The sequence below is a fragment of the Arthrobacter sp. WCS2018Hpa-7 genome (assembly GCF_031843805.1).
Classification (GTDB): domain Bacteria; phylum Actinomycetota; class Actinomycetes; order Actinomycetales; family Micrococcaceae; genus Arthrobacter.
Map to the genome: position 1 here is coordinate 120,304 of NZ_JAVTJB010000004.1, position 15,890 is coordinate 136,193.

The window sequence follows — 15,890 nt, forward strand, 5'->3', positions numbered from 1 at the left end:
CCGCCGCCCGTCACGGCTGTGGCTTGCTGGCCTTGCCGTCCAGCCAAAGCGTGTCCGACTCGTCGCGGTGCGTGCCGTCCGAACCCACATGCTTGCTGTCGATCTGTGGGCCCTTCTTGATGACGTGCACCAGCGCCATTCCATGGCCGCGGCCAAGTTCATAGTCCGCTTTGAGCCATTCAAGAATGGTTCCTGCCTTGACCGAGGGGTCGTTGAAGCCCTTGGTTTCAGCAATTTCAACCAATTGCCTCGGAGTGAGGCCGGTCTTGTCTTCTATGGCATCGAGGTAAGCCTGGAACGACATCAGTGTCGCCTTTCGTCGTTGCGTCAACGGACGGAATTCTTTAGTACGTGCGGACATCCTATCGGCCTGAACGCACCAGCTAATGCCCAATACAGGCTGAGATCTTGCCTGGCGCTTTCCAAACACCAGGGGCTCACGCAGTAGCTGATACCGCAGACTGTTATTGACGTGCGCCCTACACTGATCGCATGGCGGACCGGACGTGGCGTTCTCTTGTGGTGGGGATGGCCATTGGAGTGGCCCTGCCGCTTGCAGCCGCGTGTGACTCCGGGGATTCCAGCCAGCAGCCCTCCACCACTGGCTCAGGCCCCATCACCGTTGAGGTCAACCAGTCCCGGGACCAATACGGCAAGCAGGCCATCCTGCTGCAGCTCACCAACACCACGGACGCTCCCCTGACGGTGACGGGAGCACGGCTGCGATCCACGCTTTTTGACGATGACATTTCCTGGGAACCGTCAGAAGGCGGCCTGGAGCTGCCGCCCCGTCAACCTAAAAGCCTTCCTGCTGCTTTGCCCGCGGCAGCCTGCGAAGCACGGGAAGGAGACGCGTCACCGGAACTCAACGCCAGGATCACCTACGCTGCTCCGGGCAAAGACCCCGAGGCGGAAAACGCCGCCGCTTCCGATCCCTTCGGCGTCCTGACCCGAAACGCAGGCGAGCTGTGCCTCGCAGCCGAAGCCGCCGCCGTCGCCACCATGGACCTGGACCCCGCACTTGAGGTAGCAGCGGACGGCCGCACCGCCGTCGTGCGCCTTGTCGTCACGCCGGCCACCCCGGGTGGAACGGCGAAGCGCCTCACCATTGAGTCGATCGACGGAACTACTCTCCTGGCGGAGACGCCCACTGATCCTTGGCCTCGGAACGTGACCATCACGCCCGGTGACGCCACACGAGATCTGGCCTTGCACATCAGACCCGCGCGCTGTGACCCACATGCGGTGGCCGAGGACAAAGTAGGGACGCTCCTTCCGCTAAGGATCACCGTGGGAGAACGGCAGGGGTTGGTGAAGATCGCGGCGTCGAATGAACTGCGCGGCCGGATCTACGACTTCGTCACCGCCGCCTGCGCCCCTACAGGCTAGGCGCGGACTAACCGAGCGTAGCCAAGGCGCCGGGGGCGCATTCCACAGTGACTTTGACGTTGGCTTCGACGCTCTTCACCTCACCGTCCATTTGGTACGGCAATGGCTTGAGCGTGGTGAATTCGTAGCTGCTCACGCTCGGCTGGTCGCCCAGGCCCTGTGTGGTGGCCTTCAGCGCAGTCAGCAGGACCCGCCATTTAGGCATGTGGGGGAAGATAATGACTTCGAATTTGCCGTCCGACGGGTGGCTTGCTGCTTCACTGAGCGTGGCGTACTTGGCCATTTCATTGATATTGGCGAAGACGAGGCTGTCGAACCTGTGGCGTTTCCCGTCCTCCAATCGGACGGCGAAGGGCTCAAACTTGGAAAAGGTCTGGATCACGGTGACCATTTCCGTCAGCGCCCCCTTGCTGCCTTTTTCCAATTCAGTGGCCACCACAGGGGTCAAGCCGAATCCGATGTAGGAATGCGCATATTCGAGGGGCTCATTCTCTTTTTGGCCCGTGTGGATGCGGAGGAGATCGATGTTGTGCACGTGGCCCTCCGCGATGGCCTCCTCCAAAGGCTTGGTGGCCATGATCCTGCTGTGGTCGTTGGCATTGCCGGCAGCCCTGACTGCACAGACGGCGTTGGGGTTCCCGGCCTGCATTACGCCGTTAACCACCTCGTTGTAGCCGCCATCGCCGCTGACGGACACTACCAGGACGTCGCCGCCCTTGCCGGCCGCTTCCCGCGCCAGATCGACGGCGTGGCCGGCGTGCTCGGTGGGCTGGAGGGTGATCTCGGGCTGGTAGGTGAGGAGTTCCTTCAGCCGGTCATGCAACTGCTGCGCCAACTCAGGCGCATCCCCGGTGCTGTTGGGATTGAAAATAATGACGATCGACTCAAAGGTCCGTGCAGAATCCACAGTGTGCTCCTGATTCATTGCGAGGTCCCTTTTCAGGCGGTAGTTTTCCTCGGAAGTTCCCATAGTATTCGTAAAGCTACTGGGGTTTCGGATGAGCCCCGAACGTGAAAGCATGAAAATGCACCTTAAGAAGCAGGATCCACGTCAATCAGCCTGATGCGGTCTGGTGCTGCGTCAGCAGTGGGGAAATCATGGAAGACTCACGCCAAACTGCCCGAGCGCTGGTCATGGAGCATGAGGTCACCCTGGACGATCTTTGGGCCTGGTATTGGGCCAATGGTGGGAACGCCAGGCCTTGGGATTTCGACGCCTACCTCTTCGGCATCCAGGATCGCGATCCTTTCGACCTTAAGATCCTCACCTGGGCCATGGAAGACCTTGAGGCCCGGGCGCTGCTGTAAGTGCAGCCGGCCGGGCTGCACCGGCCTGCTAGCTAGGCTCTTTACGGGCCTCGATCAGGTGCCGCGTTGAATGGGCAACAAACGGGTGGCCCGCCCTCATCCGGTGGTCCAGCTCCCTGAGCTTGCCCATGTAGGTCTCTGCCGAAAAGCCGGGGACCCACCACACGCATTTCCGCAAAATCCACACCACCGCGCCCACGTCAAAGAATTCCATGCGGCACCTGGCCGTTCGGAGGTCGGTGACGGTGAGGCCTACGGCTTCCGCGGCCGCTGACTCAGAGTGGGGGTCACGGCCCTTCCGCTGTTCCGGTAAAGGCCCCAGGAAATGCTCAATCAGTTCAAAGGCCGACGCCGGTCCCACATGTTGGGCGAAATAGTGGCCGCCGGGGACCAGGACGCGGTGAATCTCTTCCCAATCGGGGCTGACCGGGTGGCGTGCGGTCACGAGCTCGAAGGAGCCGTCAGGGAATGGCAGGCCGGAGCCGGCTGTTGTTTCCACGATGTCCACCCCACGCGGCCCCAGTAACCCACGGGCCTGTTGGGCGTTGGGCGGCCACCCCTCGGTGGCAGCCATCAATTCGGGAAACTGGGCGGCTTCGGAGAGCACCTCGCCGCCGCCTGTGTCCACATCAAGAGCGCTCCGGACGGTGGCAAGGCGATCCGCCAGCAGCCCGGCGAATCCCCACGGCGGGCGTTCTTCGCTGGCCCGCCCGTCCAGCCATCCGAATCCCCAGCCGTTCACGTCGGCTTCCTCGGCCTCCGCCACCAGGGTCTCAAAATCACGCATCAGTGTTCCCGTCTTCTCTCCGCCGCGAGCTGGGCGGCAACCCTGGCAATCAGCTCGTAAGGGACCGGCTTGGCCAGCGGAAACTTCAAGGTTCCCTTCCCGGACAGATAGGGCTGAAACTCGTTGTTCAAGGGTTCATCGGCCCGCGGGACCGGATACACCGAAATGTGGTGTGCCCAAGCCGCGAAATACACCACGTAGTGTCCATCGATGGTGATGGTGGGAATGTCATAACTGATCATCTCACCGGTATCGGGGACTGCTGCGTGAATGCTTCTACGGATCTCCTGGAGGATCAGCCCGGTGGCCTCAGGCTGCGCTGCGATGTAGGCGTCCACCGTGGGGTGTTTCTCAGCCATCGTCATTCTCCCTCACGTTGATTGCTCAGCTCTCGCCGGGAAAACGTCCACCGATCAGCCTGGTCATGTGCTCAGCGGTAGCCAGCAGGGGCTCCACCCAAGCCTCGCATGTCTCCAGCGGCATCCGAAGGGTTGGCCCGCTGATGGTTACGGCACCCACCAGACCGGCGGCCGAATCGAAAACCGGCGCGGATAGCCCTGATGCGCCGTCTTCCCGCTCGCCCACGGTGATGGCAAACCCGTCCGCGTGGGTCTTCTTGACGGCCGCTTCGAGCTCCTCTGAACTGGTGATGGTGTAGTCCGTGATGGATTCCAACGGATCCCGCAGGACAGCTTCCATCAATTCCGGTGACCAGGCCAGGAGCACCCTGCCTGCCGACCCTGCGTGGAGCGGGACAATTTTGCCCAGGTGCATCTCCCGGCGGAGCGCGTGGTGCGTATCCGCCATGGCCACGCAGACCCTGTAGTGCTGCTCTGCTTTGAAGAAGCACGCAGCCTCGCCGGTGGTGTCCCGCAGGGTCTTGAGCAGCGGACTCAGGATATCCACCACCTCCATGCCGCGGGTTGCCGGCGCCGCCCAGTAGGCCATCCGCATGCCGATGCGGTACGCGTCGCCCTCACGATCCAGGAAGCCCTGCGACGTGAGGTTAGTGACCAGCCGCTGCACCGTTGACGTGGGCATGCCGGTGAACTCGCGGATGTCGGCCAACTGCAGTACAGGGTTGGACAACGAGAAAGCATCCAGGATGGACGTGATCTTGCCCAGGACAAGCAAAGGGTTGCCGTTGGCCTTCGCGGAAGCATCGGATGCTGACATAGGACTCACGCTAAACGGTCCGGCAAGGTCGCGCCAATCCCGCCGGTAGGGTTGCAGCATGGGGATGGTTTTGGAAGCCGAAGGCGTGCTGGTCGGGTACGCCGGTGCTCCGGTGTGCGGGGAAGTTTCTACATCCGTGGACGCGGGTGAAGTCTTGGGAATCGTGGGTGTCAACGGCGCGGGAAAATCCACAGTGGCCCGCACTCTTGCGGGACGGCAGGCTTCTTTGGCCGGCGACGTAAAAGTCCACGGCCTCCTCATCGACCCGGACGCCGTTCCCTTCCGCCGCCAGGTTTCAGCAGTGTTCGACGACGACCTCTTCTTCCCGTCCCTCACAGTCCGGGAACACCTTCTCCTCATTGCCCGGGGCCATTCATTGGACCATCCCGAAGCGCGCGTTGAGGAAGAGCTGGACTTCTTCGGGCTCGTGGGGAGATCGCAAGCCATCCCTGATGCCCTCTCATCCGGCCAGCGGCGCAGGCTGCTGCTGGCAGCAGGACTGATCCGCCCGTCGTCGCTCCTGATCCTTGATGAGCCGGAGCAACGGCTCGATCCCCGGATGCGCGTGGCCCTCGGTGAGCGCATCGCCGCCCATGCCAAAAGCGGTGGAGCAGTGGTTCTGGTAACCCACGATCCCCAGCTGCTGCTCGCTACGGCCTCCACGTGTTTGGTGATTGACGAGGAAGTCCAGGAATTCGATCCGGAACAGGGGGCCTCGATCATTGCCGGCTCCTGACATGCTCACCCTTGAACCGATTGGGCAGAACAGGGAGCTGGCCGCTGAGATCGTCCGGTTCACCCGCCGCTCCGCCCGACGCTATGAACGCAGTCGTATCTCGTGGGGCGACAGGTTCGTCGATGCCTACAGCTGGGCCCTCGGCATCGGCGTGTCCCTGACCATCGCGGCCTCGTTCGTTCTTGCGCTGCGCAACGAAATCGCGGACCGTGCTTCCACCACCGGCAGCATTATCGGCGAGCAATGGATCGTCCTGCCGGAACCCGTCCTGTGGACGTCCGTGACCTTCGCGGTCCTTCTGGTCATCAGCAACCTGGCACGCAAACTCGGACCCATGACCGTTAATGGCGCGGAAAGTACCTGGTGGCTGACACTTCCGGTGGATCGCCGCCCCATGGTCCTGCCGCCGTTCCTCCGTAAAGTCGCGCTCACCGCCGCTGGTTCGGCCATCATCCATCTTCCCTTCAGCATGGTGACCGCCGTTGACCGCGCTCCGGTTGAACACCTTCTCGCTTCACTCACCTTCGGCTGCGCCGGCGCCATTGCGCTGGTTCTGGCAGCTGTCCAACAGCTCGGTCTGCCAAGTCCCCGTGTGGGTAAAGCGATCACGGCAGCGGCGCTTCTGGGGTGCTCGCTCCTTCCCGCGCTGTCCTGGTCTCCGTGGCCAACAGCGCTGGCGGGCCTTGCCGTCGTCGGACTTTTGGCGCTTGTTGTGCCGCGGTCCGGACGCGTGCGGGGTGACGAGCTGGTTCGGGGCGGAGCCGTGGCCGGTCATGCGGGGGCGTCTCTCTTCATAATGGACTCCAATGAGGTGCTGCGCGCCTTGAGCGGCGGCCGTCAAAAGGTCGACGGCGGCAGGGCAGCCCGCTTTTACGCCCGACCAACGCGCGGCCCCCTGGGGGCGCTGATCCGAGCTGATGCAGTTGCCTTCCTCAGACTCAATCCTCCGCTGCTGCCACCGGTCCTGTGGCTTGCTGCCTGCATCGCCATGCTCCTGGTGGAAGGCGGGCTGCCGGAGTTCGTACAGTTGGCGGTGATCGTGATCGCGGGGTGCGCCACGGCGTCCGGGTTGGGGACCGTGGCCCGGAAGACCGCCCTGGTTCCTGAACTCGACGCCGTGCTGCCACTGCATCCGGCACTGGTCAGGACCAGCCGCACACTCATGCCGTGCCTTGCCATGTCCGTATGGATGGCCGTGCTCAGTGGGCTTTTGGCTCTCCTCGGCGCTGCGGATCCTTGGTTGGTGCTGGTCGGCGCCCTCGCAGGTGTGGGCATGGGCGCGGGAACTCTCCGCTCGGCCACCAGGACGCCTCCTGACTGGACCGCTCCGCCGGTTGAAACTCCGTTCGGACCTGTTCCCCGTGCGCAGTTGGGCTCCCTGCTGCGCGGGCTGGACGTGACCATCCTGGCGACCATCCCGCTGCTCGTGGCGCTCTATCTGGGGTACGTCCCGGGGGTCGTCCTGATGGTGCAGGCCGTGTTCAGTGCAGGGATTTTCCTGGTGGTGGTGCTGTCGAGGCCCAAGCGCACGTGACAGCGCTGAGGGAAGTACCCAGGCGAAACTCTTAGAGCAGCACCGTTCCTTCGATGCACGTGGCCGATGCTCCGCCCACCCAGATCTCGCCGTCCTGAGCTTTGATGTGGATCCTGCCCGCCCTGCCCAGCACCGTGCCTTGGGCTGCCACGTACTCCTCAGGCGCCCGGCCACTGCCGATCAACCACTGCGCCGCGCCGGCATTGAAACTACCCGTGACCGGGTCTTCCACCATGGCGTCGCCCGGGATGAACGTACGGACTTCAAAGTCGATGCCGGTACCCGGTTGATGCGGTCCAATCACACCGACCTTGAGGTCACCCATGGCAACAAGGTCCGGCTCGATGGCCAGCACCTGTTCCGCGGAGCCGAGCAGCACGCCGATCCATGTGGGTCCGTTGACCAGCCACGAAATGTCCAGCAACTCATCCTGCGGAAGACGCAGGGCTGCCGCGAGCTGGGTCTTGATATCCTCACCGACCGGGCCGAAGCGCGTCAGTGGGGGCGCGGCGAAAGCCAACCGACCGGCGTCGTGCTTCAGCCTCACCAAACCGGCGCCGCACTCCTGGACAAGGACCCCCTCAGTTTTAGGCACTCCCCCAGCCTGAAGCCACGTGTGCGCTGAACCCAAGGTGGGATGTCCTGCGAACGGAAACTCCTCGCTGCCCGTGAAGATCCGCACCTTGTAGTCCGCCAAGGGGTCAGTGGGAGGGAGGAGAAACGTGGTCTCGGAAAGATTGGTCCAGTTGGCGAAGTGCTGCATGGTCTCTCCGCTGAGGCCTTCGGCATCGACCACCACGGCAAGCGGATTGCCCCGGTACGGTTGATCGGAGAAGACGTCCACTTGGTGGAACGGGCGGCTGCGGAGGGCTTCTGAAGTCACCGCTGCAGGCTATCACCGGTTGCTGGCCGGTTTTGCTGACGCACGCGCCCTGCGTCTGCGAAACTACCAGCATGGCAGAGAACAAGACCCAGCCCAGTGACGTGTCCGTGGAAGAATTCCTGGCCTCCGTGGAGCACCCGACGCGGCGTGCGGACGGCTTCGAACTGCTGGAGATGATGCGTGACATCACCGGCCAGGAAGCCGTCATGTGGGGACCCACCATTGTGGGCTTCGGCAGCTATCACTACAAATACGAGACCGGCCGCGAAGGCGACTCGGCGGCCATCGGATTTTCACCACGCAAGGGCAATTTGGCGCTGTACGGACTGACGTACGGTCCCGATGCGGACCGGCTGCTCCCCGAACTCGGCAAGCACAAGACAGGCGCCGCCTGCCTCTACGTCAACAAGCTCGACGACGTGGACCGCGACGTCCTTGCGCAAATGATCCGTACGGGGTACCAGCACGTCATGGAGGAGCTCCACACGCCATAAATCCCCTGTCGAGTTGGCAGTTCACCCCCATGTTGAGCGCCAACATGGGGGTGAAGTGTCAACTCGGCGGAGTCGGTGAGCACACAAAAGACCCCCACCACCGGAATCCGGCAGCGGGGGTCTTTAGATGCAGTCAGAGACTACTTTGCTGCAACGACCTCAAGGTCGATGACAGCGGAAACGTCCTCGTGCAGGCGAACGTTGGCCGTGTACGAACCGACAGACTTGATGTGGTTCGGCAGTTCAACGTTGCGCTTGTCGATGGCGCCGAGGCCAGCAGCCTCAACAGCAGCAGCGACGTCAGCAGGCTTGACGGTGCCGAAGAGACGACCGGACTCGCCGGCCTTCACCTCGAGCTTGACCTTCTTGGAGGACAGAGCCTGGGCCTGTGCCTGTGCAGCTTCAACAGAAGCGTGCGCACGAGCGGCGCGGGCAGCCTTGATGGACTCAACCTGCTTCTCGCCACCCTTGGACCAGGTCAGAGCGAAGCCGCGGGGCAGCAGGAAGTTACGTGCGTAACCGTCCTTGACCTCCACAACGTCGCCAGCAGCACCGAGACCGGTTACTTCGTGGGTCAGAATGAGCTTTGCCATGTTAGTTAATCCCTTCCCTTAGCCGCGGCCAGCGCCGGAGTAAGGCAGCAGAGCAACTTCGCGGGCGTTCTTGATTGCCTGGGCGATCTTGCGCTGTTCCTGAACGGTAACGCCAGTAACGCGACGAGCGCGGATCTTTCCGCGGTCGGAGATGAACTTGCGCAGCAGTGCTACGTCCTTGTAGTCGATGACGGTGATGTCAGCGGCCTTCAAGGGGTTGGACTTTGGTTTGGGCTTACGGAGTTCAGCCTTAGCCATCGTGGAGCTCCTTTTCTATGGAGCCCGTGGATATTGATCCACGGGATGGTGGTGTTCGACGGCGGTTGTCACCAAGGTGCCTTTCGGCAGTCCGGGTGGGCGTCCGGCGTCGGACGTTTATTTTTTGTTTAGAAGGGAGGTTCGGAGTCCGGGCCGTTGCCCCAGCCGCCACCGCCAGCATTGCTGACACCGGGCGTAGCCCAAGGGTCATCCTGCTGCTGTGCGGGCTGGTTGCCGCCCCAGGTTCCACCGGAGTTGCCGCCGCCCTGGTTTCCACCAGGAGCGCCACCTCCAAAGCCACCGGAATTACCGGCGTTGCCGCCACCGAAGCCGCCCTGCCCGCCGCCGGAGCGCTGGGTACGGTTGACCTTGGCGTTTGCGTAACGCAGGCTGGGGCCGATTTCGTCGACCTCAAGCTCGATTACGGTGCGCTTTTCGCCTTCTTTTGTTTCGTAGGAACGGCTCTTCAAACGGCCGGAAACGATGACGCGCATGCCCTTTGTGAGGGACTCGGCCACGTTCTCGGCTGCTTCGCGCCATACAGATGCGCGGAGGAACAGGGTTTCCCCGTCCTTCCACTCATTGGACTGGCGGTCAAAGGTCCGGGGAGTAGAAGCGATGGTGAAGTTCGCTACTGCTGAGCCAGACGGGGTGAACCGCAGCTCGGGGTCATTGGTGAGATTACCGATGACCGTAATAGTGGTTTCGCCTGCCATCTACTGCCTCCTTGTTCGTTCCTGCGGGATAAAGATCTGGAAGGGGCTGATTACTCAGCAACGACCTTCTGGTCTTCAGGACGGATGATCTTGGTGCGCATGATCGTCTCGTTAAGAGACAGCTGGCGATCAAGTTCCTTGGCGGTAGCCGGTGCAGCGGTGAAGTTCACCACGGCGTAGATACCTTCGGACTTCTTCTTGATGTCGTACGCCAGACGGCGACGGCCCCAGATGTCAACCTTTTCGATGGTTCCACCATCGGTGGTGATGACATTGAGGAACTTCTGAAGCGACGACTCTACGGTACGCTCTTCGACCTCGGGGTCGATGATTACCATCAATTCGTAAGGACGCATATGTGAACCCACCTCCTTTGGGCTAAGCGGTTACGGTATTTCCGTAACAGGAGGTTCATTTGCGATGCCGTGTACCCGCTCCCCCGCCGAAGACTCGGAAGGAGGGCGCAACACAGACTTCAATATCTTAGTGCATCTCCTGCACCCAAAGCTATTCGAGGGGATCCGCAGCCGGAACCGGGCACTTGGCGGATGTGGATAACCCGGGCATCCAGCAGGGAATACTGGAGCAATGACCGCCCTGAAGTCCATCATTCTCTTCGTCCTGGCCGCCGTTGCAGAGATCGGCGGTGCGTGGCTGATCTGGCAAGCCGTCCGTGAGGGTAAAGCCTGGTGGTGGGCCGGTCTCGGCATCGTGGCACTGGGCATCTACGGCTTTTTCGCAGCGTTTCAGCCCGACGCGCACTTCGGCAGGGTCCTGGCCGCCTACGGGGGTGTGTTCATCGCCGGCTCGTTGGCCTGGGGAATGCTGGTGGACGGCTTCCGTCCTGACCGCTGGGACGTGATCGGGGCGGCTATATGCATAGTCGGCGTTGGCGTCATCATGTTCGCACCCCGTCCGGGAGCGTAGGTCCGAAGGCGACAAAACCCCCGGAAGGTGACCTTCCGGGGGTTTTTTTGTGCGCGGAGGGGGACTTGAACCCCCACCCCCTTTCGAGGACTAGCACCTCAAGCTAGCGCGTCTGCCATTCCGCCACCCGCGCAAGGTGATCAGGAGAATCAGTGTTTCATTTTTCTCCTCGACAGCGACAAAGACAGTAACACGAACAGGGCCGATCCGTGGATTCCTGGGGTCTTGAGGGAGCCTCGCTAGGGTCGTGGCCATGGATGCCACACCCCTTAGCGCTCTGCTCCTGACCGTCGTATTCGCTGCGATCGGACTCTACGTCCTGTACTTCGTGATCCGCTCAGGCGTCCGGGACGGAATCCTCCAGGCCGACAAGAAGCGCAGCGAGCAGGCGGAGCCGTCACGCCCAACCAACTTTTGAGCGCCCCCACTAGGGTGGGCACATGGACAACGTCAGGGTGAGGCGGAGCCGGCTGCGCTTTGTGGTCATGGTCCTGGCCGGCACAGCAGCTTTCGTCGCTACCGGCGTCTCAGGCAGTTGGGTGGATGCGCCGGCGGTCGGCTGGGCCGTGGCCGCCCTGGTCTACGTTGCCTGGGTGTGGCTGGTGATCGCGCGGCTCGATCCTGCCGAAACGCAGCACCATGCAACGTCCGAGGACCCGTCGCGGGGAGTCACCGACCTGCTGATCCTTGTGGCCAATTTGGCCAGCCTTGCTGCCGTGGCCGCCGTGATCGTCAATTCGCACACGGAAGGAAGCGGTTCCCGCTTGTCCTCTGCGGCACTCGCCCTGGCCTGTGTGGGACTGTCCTGGATGCTGGTCCAGACGCTCTTCACACTGCGGTACGCAGAGCTGTACTACGGCCAGGACGCCCCCGCCGGCGGTGAAGTGGGCGGCATCAACTTCAACCAGGACCGGCCGCCGCAGTACACGGACTTCGCCTATGTGGCCACGAGCCTGGGCATGACGTACCAGGTATCGGACACCAACCTCGGCAACCACTCGATCCGGCTGGAAGCGCTGAAGCACAGCCTGCTGTCCTACTTGTTTGGAACCGTCATCCTGGCCGTCACCATCAACCTCGTCATCGGCCTGGCGCAGTAGCCAAGAGGCCCAGGGCGGTGACCTTAAAAGCCAAACGGGGCAGCCGTCGTCGAACGTTGACGCTGGCTGCCCCGCTGCTGAAAGACGCTTACGACGCCGGTCCCCCACCGACCGTCGCCTGCTCGGCTTCCGCGGTGGTCTCCTCAGGTGAGGTGGAACCTCGCTTGCGGTAGCGCCAAATACCTATGCCCACCACGATCGCGGCCAACGCCAGCGACAGGAAGAGCGATTCACGCGTGGATTCGATGACCACCATCCCGATGATGAGGGCCACGATGGCGCCAATGGCGATCCACGTGAGGTACGGGAACAGCCACATCTTGAGATCGAGGTCCTTGGCCGCAGCGCCCATGCGCTTGCGCAGGATGAGTTGCGAGGACGCAATGACCAGCCACACGAAGAGCGCGATGGCACCGGAGGTGTTCACGAGGAACAGGAATACTGTGTCCGGGGCTATGTAGTTCAGGCCAACCGTAACGAACCCCACCACCGTGGAGGCCAGTACTGCTGCTGCCGGGACGCCGCGCTTGGAGATCTTCATCCAGGACCGGGGAGCGTCGCCGCGCTGTGAAAGGGAGAACAGCATGCGGCTGGCGGTGTAGAGGCCGGAGTTCAAGCAGGACAGCACCGAGGTGAGGACAACGATGTCCATGATGGTGCCTGCGCCCGGGATTCCGTAGAGCTCGATCACGGCAACGTACGGGCTCTTGGCAACGGAAGCGTCGTTCCACGGCAGAAGTGTGACAACAATGGCGATGGAGCCGATGTAGAAGATCAGGATGCGCCACACAGTGGACTTCACGGCCTTCTTGACGGCGTCCACGGGGTTCTCCGATTCGCCGGCAGCGATGGTGGCGATTTCGGCGCCGAAGAACGAGAAGACCACTACGAGGATGCCCGCCAGGACTGCGCCCGGACCGTTCGGCATGAAGCCGCCCTGGTCCAGGAGGTTGGCGACGCCCGGAGCGGAGACGCCCGGCATGAGGCCCAGGATGGCAGCGATGCCTGCGAGCAGGAAGATGACGATGGCGGCGACCTTGATGGACGCGAACCAGAACTCGAACTCGCCATAGGACTTCACGGAACCAAGGTTGGTCAGCGTCAGGAGCACCATCAGGATCAGCGCCCAGATCCACTGGTCCACACCGGGGACCCAGCGGTGCATGATGGCGGCGCCCGCCGTGGCCTCGATGCCGAGGACAATGATCCAGAACCAGGCATAGAGCCAGCCAATACTGAAGCCCGCCCAGCGGCCAAGGGCCTTGTCGGCGTAGGTGGAAAAGGAGCCCGTCTCCGGGTTGGCAGCAGCCATCTCGCCCAGCATGCGCATGACCAGGATGACCACCAGGCCGGCAGCCAGGTAGGCCACAAGGATGCCGGGACCGGCCTGCTGGATGGCAGCGCCGGAGCCTACGAACAGGCCTGCGCCAATCACGCCGGCGATGGCGATCATGGAGAGGTGCCGGGGCTTCAGGGATTTTGAAAGTTGTTGGTCAGCGTGCATGGATCTGCGCCGTCCTTTAGGTTTTCGCGGGGTGGCCGCCGTGGTGTGCCACGGGCCACATGACTCATTCACGCTAGCCTGCTGCATCACCTGCATGGCTGTGCAGCTGAACATTTTGAATCCGCTAAAAAGGGGGGAGTGCACAAAATGTAAACCCTGAGGCATCCAACGTTTCGTATTGGAAACTTTTGTAATACCCCTGAAATGAGTGTTTGAGGCTTCCCTCAGACGGAGGTGCGGAAGAACAACTCAACAACAGTTGCCAGATACCGCGGATCCTCAACGCCGCAGAGCTCGCGCGCTGAGTGCATGGACAACAAGGGGATGCCCACATCCACGGTCCGGATACCAAGGCGCGTGGCAGTCAGGGGGCCGATGGTGGATCCACACGGGAGATCGTTGTTGGATACGTATTCCTGGTACGGAACACCGGACTCATCGCACAACCGGGCCCAGAACGCAGCACCTGTGGCATCCGTGGCGTAGCGCTGGTTGGCATTGATCTTCAGCAGCGGCCCACCGTTCAACATTGGCTTGTTGGCGGGATCATGCTTTTCCGCATAGTTCGGGTGCACGGCATGGCCGGCATCGGCGGAAACGCAGAACGACGCCGCCAGCGCCTGCCGCCGCTGGCTCACCGAGGCGCCGAGACCGTCAGAGATGCGGACCAGGATGTCCTCAAGGATGGGGCCGCACGCTCCGGAGCGCGAGTTGGAGCCGATCTCCTCGTGATCGAAGGCGGCCAGGACAGCGATCGGTCCCTCCACCGGAGTTGACGCCGCGTGGCTGATCAGTGCCACCAGACCCGCGTGGGTGGAGGAGAGGTTATCCATGCGGCCTGACGCGAAGAACTCGCTGTTGGCCCCGAAAACCGCAGGGGCTTGAGTGTCTGCCACCACGACGTCGTACCCGCCAATGGCGGCTGCATCCACAGCGGCACCCTCAACACGATCGGCGAGCAACCCCAGGAGGTCCTCCCCGGCGGGGTCGCCCTGGCCGAAGATCGGGTTCATATGCTGCTGCTTGGACAGATGCAGTCCATTGTCGTTCACCCCGCGGTCCAGGTGGATCGCCAACTGGGGGAAGCGAAGAAGAGGGCCCGTGGCTGTCAGATGCTGCGTGCCGTCGCGCATGACCAAACGGCCCGCCAGCTGCAGTTCCCGGTCCAGCCAGGAATTCAGCAGGGGTCCGCCGTAGACCTCGACGCCGGCCTGCAGCCAGCCGAATTTTCCGGTGGTGGGCTTGGGCTTCAGTTTGAAGGACGGGGAGTCAGTGTGGGCTCCGAGGATGTTGAAAGCAGTGGTGGGGCCCGAATTCTCCGGCGTCACCCACGCGATCAGGGCGCCGTCGCGGATCACGTAGAACTTGCCCGCTCCGCCATCCCACGGCTTCAGTTCATCCAGTGCCGCGAAGCCTGCGGCATCCAGGCGGCGGGCGGCCTCGTGGACTGCATGGAAGCTCGATGGTGACGCAGAAACGTAGGCGCCGAGATCCTGGATGTGGTCAACTGCTGCGGAGGCATTCGAAGGCATGACCCCGAGTCTAGCCGCGCTTTAGGCGCCGCCCGGGCTAAACGGTGACGTTCAGCGCGGCCGTATAACCGCCCGCAACGGAGCCGGATATAGTCGCGAGTTGGTATATACCTCCATCGTCGCCAAAGACGTTGTCCGAGGTCAGTGTCGTGTTGGGGAAGTTTCGGGCGCTCGACTCGTAGCCCGCGGTTGCGTAGACCGCCTTGCACGCCGTCTCCGTGAGGGCAATCTGGGAGACGGCCAACACCTGCCCGGCAGCGGTGGTGTTGCTCATCGATTCGAATACCTCAAAGTGAATATGTGGCCATCGGCCGTTGTACGCGCCCGGGTAGATGGTGCTGAAGGTCAGCTGCCCGTTGGCGTCAGCCTCCTGCACGCCCCTCAGATAGTTCTCGTTCTCCAGGCCCGAATCGTAAAGCGAATACTTGCCGTTTTGGTCGCAATGCCAGACGTAGACTGCAGCACCAGCCAGCGGCGAGCAGCCATTGGCGTTGTCCAGGAGTGTCAGGGTTACCGTGAGCGGTACGCCCTCAGCTGTAGTGGTGGACGTTCCGAAACTGGACCTGATGTCACGGCGGACCACCCCTGAGGCCTCCAGCACGTTGGGACCATTGGAGCCATCCCCCGGGTAGGGCCCGAGCGTCTCCTCAGGGATCTCGACGCCGCATTCAGCAAATGCCCGGGTCACCGTGCTGGTGGCCGGCGCTGAAGGCGACGCGGCCGCCGTCGCACCTTCCGTCGCCGTCGCTGCGGCCGTTGCGCTGGAGGTGCTCGACGGCGATGCGCCGTTGCCTGCCGTACCCGGCGTGCAGGCCGCGAGGGCCGCAGCAGTCCCGGCGCCGAAGAGAACACCCAAAGTGCGTCGCCGGCTCAGGAGCGTCGAGAGGTCGAATGCGAGTCCGCGATCGTGGTCGGGGTGGGGAGTAGTCATGTCTCCATGTAACGCGTGCGGC

21 protein-coding genes and 1 tRNA gene are annotated in these 15,890 nt (G+C 62.7%); 8 read left to right on the plus strand and 14 right to left on the minus strand.

Features of this window, described 5'->3' with window-relative positions:
- Positions 1-10 precede the first annotated feature (10 nt).
- Complete coding sequence (locus RQH14_RS06260; RefSeq protein ID WP_311212469.1) at positions 11-304, minus strand: DUF4287 domain-containing protein; 294 nt, start codon at positions 302-304, stop codon at positions 11-13.
- A 188-nt stretch (positions 305-492) separates the two neighbouring features.
- On the opposite strand from RQH14_RS06260, the gene RQH14_RS06265 reads away from it, so the two are divergent.
- Complete coding sequence (locus RQH14_RS06265) at positions 493-1,389, plus strand: hypothetical protein (protein ID WP_311212470.1); 897 nt, start codon at positions 493-495, stop codon at positions 1,387-1,389.
- Positions 1,390-1,396: 7 nt separating this feature from the next.
- Here RQH14_RS06265 and RQH14_RS06270 read toward each other — a convergent pair whose 3' ends face one another.
- Positions 1,397-2,314, minus strand: coding sequence for a diacylglycerol/lipid kinase family protein (locus tag RQH14_RS06270; protein ID WP_396136273.1), 918 nt, complete (start codon positions 2,312-2,314; stop codon positions 1,397-1,399).
- Between the two features lie 173 nt (positions 2,315-2,487).
- On the opposite strand from RQH14_RS06270, the gene RQH14_RS06275 reads away from it, so the two are divergent.
- The gene (locus RQH14_RS06275; RefSeq protein ID WP_311212471.1) at positions 2,488-2,697 is read left to right on the plus strand and encodes a hypothetical protein; all 210 of its coding nucleotides are present in this window, start codon (positions 2,488-2,490) and stop codon (positions 2,695-2,697) included.
- A gap of 28 nt (positions 2,698-2,725) precedes the next feature.
- Here RQH14_RS06275 and RQH14_RS06280 read toward each other — a convergent pair whose 3' ends face one another.
- The 3 genes from RQH14_RS06280 to RQH14_RS06290 are packed head-to-tail and all read right to left on the minus strand — an operon-like array spanning position 2,726 to position 4,660.
- Positions 2,726-3,484 (minus strand): class I SAM-dependent methyltransferase, encoded by a 759-nt coding sequence (locus tag RQH14_RS06280; RefSeq protein ID WP_311212472.1) that lies wholly within the window; start codon positions 3,482-3,484, stop codon positions 2,726-2,728.
- On the minus strand, positions 3,484-3,843 hold the full coding sequence (locus RQH14_RS06285; protein WP_311212473.1) for a DUF1801 domain-containing protein: 360 nt from the start codon (positions 3,841-3,843) through the stop codon (positions 3,484-3,486). Before RQH14_RS06285 ends, RQH14_RS06280 begins: the two co-directional genes overlap by 1 nt.
- Positions 3,844-3,868: 25 nt before the next feature.
- The gene (locus tag RQH14_RS06290) at positions 3,869-4,660 is read right to left on the minus strand and encodes an IclR family transcriptional regulator (RefSeq protein WP_311212474.1); all 792 of its coding nucleotides are present in this window, start codon (positions 4,658-4,660) and stop codon (positions 3,869-3,871) included.
- A gap of 58 nt (positions 4,661-4,718) precedes the next feature.
- Between RQH14_RS06290 and RQH14_RS06295 the strand changes: the two genes are divergently transcribed.
- Together RQH14_RS06295 and RQH14_RS06300 are read left to right on the plus strand one after the other, a co-directional pair.
- Positions 4,719-5,396, plus strand: coding sequence for an ABC transporter ATP-binding protein (locus RQH14_RS06295; protein WP_311212475.1), 678 nt, complete (start codon positions 4,719-4,721; stop codon positions 5,394-5,396).
- 1 nt (position 5,397) lies between these two features.
- The gene (locus RQH14_RS06300; RefSeq protein ID WP_311212476.1) at positions 5,398-6,930 is read left to right on the plus strand and encodes a DUF6297 family protein; all 1,533 of its coding nucleotides are present in this window, start codon (positions 5,398-5,400) and stop codon (positions 6,928-6,930) included.
- A 31-nt stretch (positions 6,931-6,961) separates the two neighbouring features.
- Here the strand turns inward: RQH14_RS06300 and RQH14_RS06305 are convergent, their stop codons facing one another.
- The gene (locus RQH14_RS06305; RefSeq protein ID WP_311212477.1) at positions 6,962-7,813 is read right to left on the minus strand and encodes a PhzF family phenazine biosynthesis protein; all 852 of its coding nucleotides are present in this window, start codon (positions 7,811-7,813) and stop codon (positions 6,962-6,964) included.
- 71 nt (positions 7,814-7,884) lie between these two features.
- Here RQH14_RS06305 and RQH14_RS06310 point away from each other — a divergent pair, with 71 nt between their 5' ends.
- Complete coding sequence (locus RQH14_RS06310; RefSeq protein ID WP_311212478.1) at positions 7,885-8,307, plus strand: DUF1801 domain-containing protein; 423 nt, start codon at positions 7,885-7,887, stop codon at positions 8,305-8,307.
- Between the two features lie 140 nt (positions 8,308-8,447).
- On the opposite strand, the gene rplI is transcribed toward RQH14_RS06310, so the two are convergent.
- The 4 genes from rplI to rpsF form a co-directional block, all read right to left on the minus strand.
- Entirely contained in the window at positions 8,448-8,900 is a 453-nt protein-coding gene (gene rplI / locus RQH14_RS06315; RefSeq protein ID WP_089597031.1) for a 50S ribosomal protein L9, read from the minus strand.
- Between the two features lie 18 nt (positions 8,901-8,918).
- A complete protein-coding gene (rpsR, locus tag RQH14_RS06320) occupies positions 8,919-9,158 on the minus strand; it encodes a 30S ribosomal protein S18 (RefSeq protein WP_003800144.1) in 240 nt (79 codons plus the stop codon).
- Between the two features lie 128 nt (positions 9,159-9,286).
- Positions 9,287-9,874, minus strand: a complete 588-nt coding sequence (locus RQH14_RS06325; RefSeq protein ID WP_089597032.1) for a single-stranded DNA-binding protein — start codon at positions 9,872-9,874, stop codon at positions 9,287-9,289.
- A 50-nt stretch (positions 9,875-9,924) separates the two neighbouring features.
- Positions 9,925-10,230 carry a 30S ribosomal protein S6 gene (gene rpsF / locus RQH14_RS06330; RefSeq protein ID WP_011776755.1) on the minus strand — a complete coding sequence of 102 codons (306 nt, stop codon included), beginning with the start codon at positions 10,228-10,230 and terminating at the stop codon, positions 9,925-9,927.
- A gap of 232 nt (positions 10,231-10,462) precedes the next feature.
- Between rpsF and RQH14_RS06335 the strand changes: the two genes are divergently transcribed.
- Positions 10,463-10,801, plus strand: coding sequence for a YnfA family protein (locus RQH14_RS06335; protein WP_311212479.1), 339 nt, complete (start codon positions 10,463-10,465; stop codon positions 10,799-10,801).
- Between the two features lie 50 nt (positions 10,802-10,851).
- Here RQH14_RS06335 and RQH14_RS06340 read toward each other — a convergent pair.
- Positions 10,852-10,934 (minus strand) — tRNA-Leu (locus RQH14_RS06340).
- Positions 10,935-11,054: 120 nt separating this feature from the next.
- Between RQH14_RS06340 and RQH14_RS06345 the strand changes: the two genes are divergently transcribed.
- Both RQH14_RS06345 and RQH14_RS06350 read left to right on the plus strand, forming a co-directional pair.
- On the plus strand, positions 11,055-11,219 hold the full coding sequence (locus tag RQH14_RS06345; protein WP_311212480.1) for a hypothetical protein: 165 nt from the start codon (positions 11,055-11,057) through the stop codon (positions 11,217-11,219).
- A gap of 22 nt (positions 11,220-11,241) precedes the next feature.
- Complete coding sequence (locus tag RQH14_RS06350; RefSeq protein WP_311212481.1) at positions 11,242-11,901, plus strand: DUF1345 domain-containing protein; 660 nt, start codon at positions 11,242-11,244, stop codon at positions 11,899-11,901.
- An 88-nt stretch (positions 11,902-11,989) separates the two neighbouring features.
- Here RQH14_RS06350 and RQH14_RS06355 read toward each other — a convergent pair whose 3' ends face one another.
- The 3 genes from RQH14_RS06355 to RQH14_RS06365 all read right to left on the minus strand — a co-directional run bounded on the left by RQH14_RS06355 (position 11,990) and on the right by RQH14_RS06365 (position 15,868).
- Positions 11,990-13,405 carry an amino acid permease gene (locus RQH14_RS06355; protein WP_311212482.1) on the minus strand — a complete coding sequence of 472 codons (1,416 nt, stop codon included), beginning with the start codon at positions 13,403-13,405 and terminating at the stop codon, positions 11,990-11,992.
- 224 nt (positions 13,406-13,629) lie between these two features.
- Positions 13,630-14,937, minus strand: coding sequence for a M18 family aminopeptidase (locus RQH14_RS06360; RefSeq protein WP_311212483.1), 1,308 nt, complete (start codon positions 14,935-14,937; stop codon positions 13,630-13,632).
- A gap of 37 nt (positions 14,938-14,974) precedes the next feature.
- The gene (locus RQH14_RS06365; protein WP_311212484.1) at positions 14,975-15,868 is read right to left on the minus strand and encodes an intradiol ring-cleavage dioxygenase; all 894 of its coding nucleotides are present in this window, start codon (positions 15,866-15,868) and stop codon (positions 14,975-14,977) included.
- Positions 15,869-15,890 lie beyond the last annotated feature (22 nt).

Coding starts and splice junctions, on each gene's coding strand:
- rplI (WP_089597031.1), bottom strand. CDS start 8,900: ATGGCAAAGCTCATTCTGACCCACGAAGTAACCGGTCTCGGTGCTGCT.
- RQH14_RS06300 (WP_311212476.1), top strand. CDS start 5,398: ATGCTCACCCTTGAACCGATTGGGCAGAACAGGGAGCTGGCCGCTGAG.
- RQH14_RS06285 (WP_311212473.1), bottom strand. CDS start 3,843: ATGGCTGAGAAACACCCCACGGTGGACGCCTACATCGCAGCGCAGCCT.
- RQH14_RS06275 (WP_311212471.1), top strand. CDS start 2,488: ATGGAAGACTCACGCCAAACTGCCCGAGCGCTGGTCATGGAGCATGAG.
- RQH14_RS06260 (WP_311212469.1), bottom strand. CDS start 304: ATGTCGTTCCAGGCTTACCTCGATGCCATAGAAGACAAGACCGGCCTC.
- RQH14_RS06355 (WP_311212482.1), bottom strand. CDS start 13,405: ATGCACGCTGACCAACAACTTTCAAAATCCCTGAAGCCCCGGCACCTC.
- RQH14_RS06365 (WP_311212484.1), bottom strand. CDS start 15,868: ATGACTACTCCCCACCCCGACCACGATCGCGGACTCGCATTCGACCTC.
- RQH14_RS06265 (WP_311212470.1), top strand. CDS start 493: ATGGCGGACCGGACGTGGCGTTCTCTTGTGGTGGGGATGGCCATTGGA.
- RQH14_RS06325 (WP_089597032.1), bottom strand. CDS start 9,874: ATGGCAGGCGAAACCACTATTACGGTCATCGGTAATCTCACCAATGAC.
- RQH14_RS06360 (WP_311212483.1), bottom strand. CDS start 14,937: ATGCCTTCGAATGCCTCCGCAGCAGTTGACCACATCCAGGATCTCGGC.
- RQH14_RS06270 (WP_396136273.1), bottom strand. CDS start 2,314: ATGAATCAGGAGCACACTGTGGATTCTGCACGGACCTTTGAGTCGATC.
- RQH14_RS06280 (WP_311212472.1), bottom strand. CDS start 3,484: ATGCGTGATTTTGAGACCCTGGTGGCGGAGGCCGAGGAAGCCGACGTG.
- rpsR (WP_003800144.1), bottom strand. CDS start 9,158: ATGGCTAAGGCTGAACTCCGTAAGCCCAAACCAAAGTCCAACCCCTTG.
- RQH14_RS06335 (WP_311212479.1), top strand. CDS start 10,463: ATGACCGCCCTGAAGTCCATCATTCTCTTCGTCCTGGCCGCCGTTGCA.
- RQH14_RS06350 (WP_311212481.1), top strand. CDS start 11,242: ATGGACAACGTCAGGGTGAGGCGGAGCCGGCTGCGCTTTGTGGTCATG.
- rpsF (WP_011776755.1), bottom strand. CDS start 10,230: ATGCGTCCTTACGAATTGATGGTAATCATCGACCCCGAGGTCGAAGAG.
- RQH14_RS06290 (WP_311212474.1), bottom strand. CDS start 4,660: ATGTCAGCATCCGATGCTTCCGCGAAGGCCAACGGCAACCCTTTGCTT.
- RQH14_RS06310 (WP_311212478.1), top strand. CDS start 7,885: ATGGCAGAGAACAAGACCCAGCCCAGTGACGTGTCCGTGGAAGAATTC.
- RQH14_RS06345 (WP_311212480.1), top strand. CDS start 11,055: ATGGATGCCACACCCCTTAGCGCTCTGCTCCTGACCGTCGTATTCGCT.
- RQH14_RS06295 (WP_311212475.1), top strand. CDS start 4,719: ATGGGGATGGTTTTGGAAGCCGAAGGCGTGCTGGTCGGGTACGCCGGT.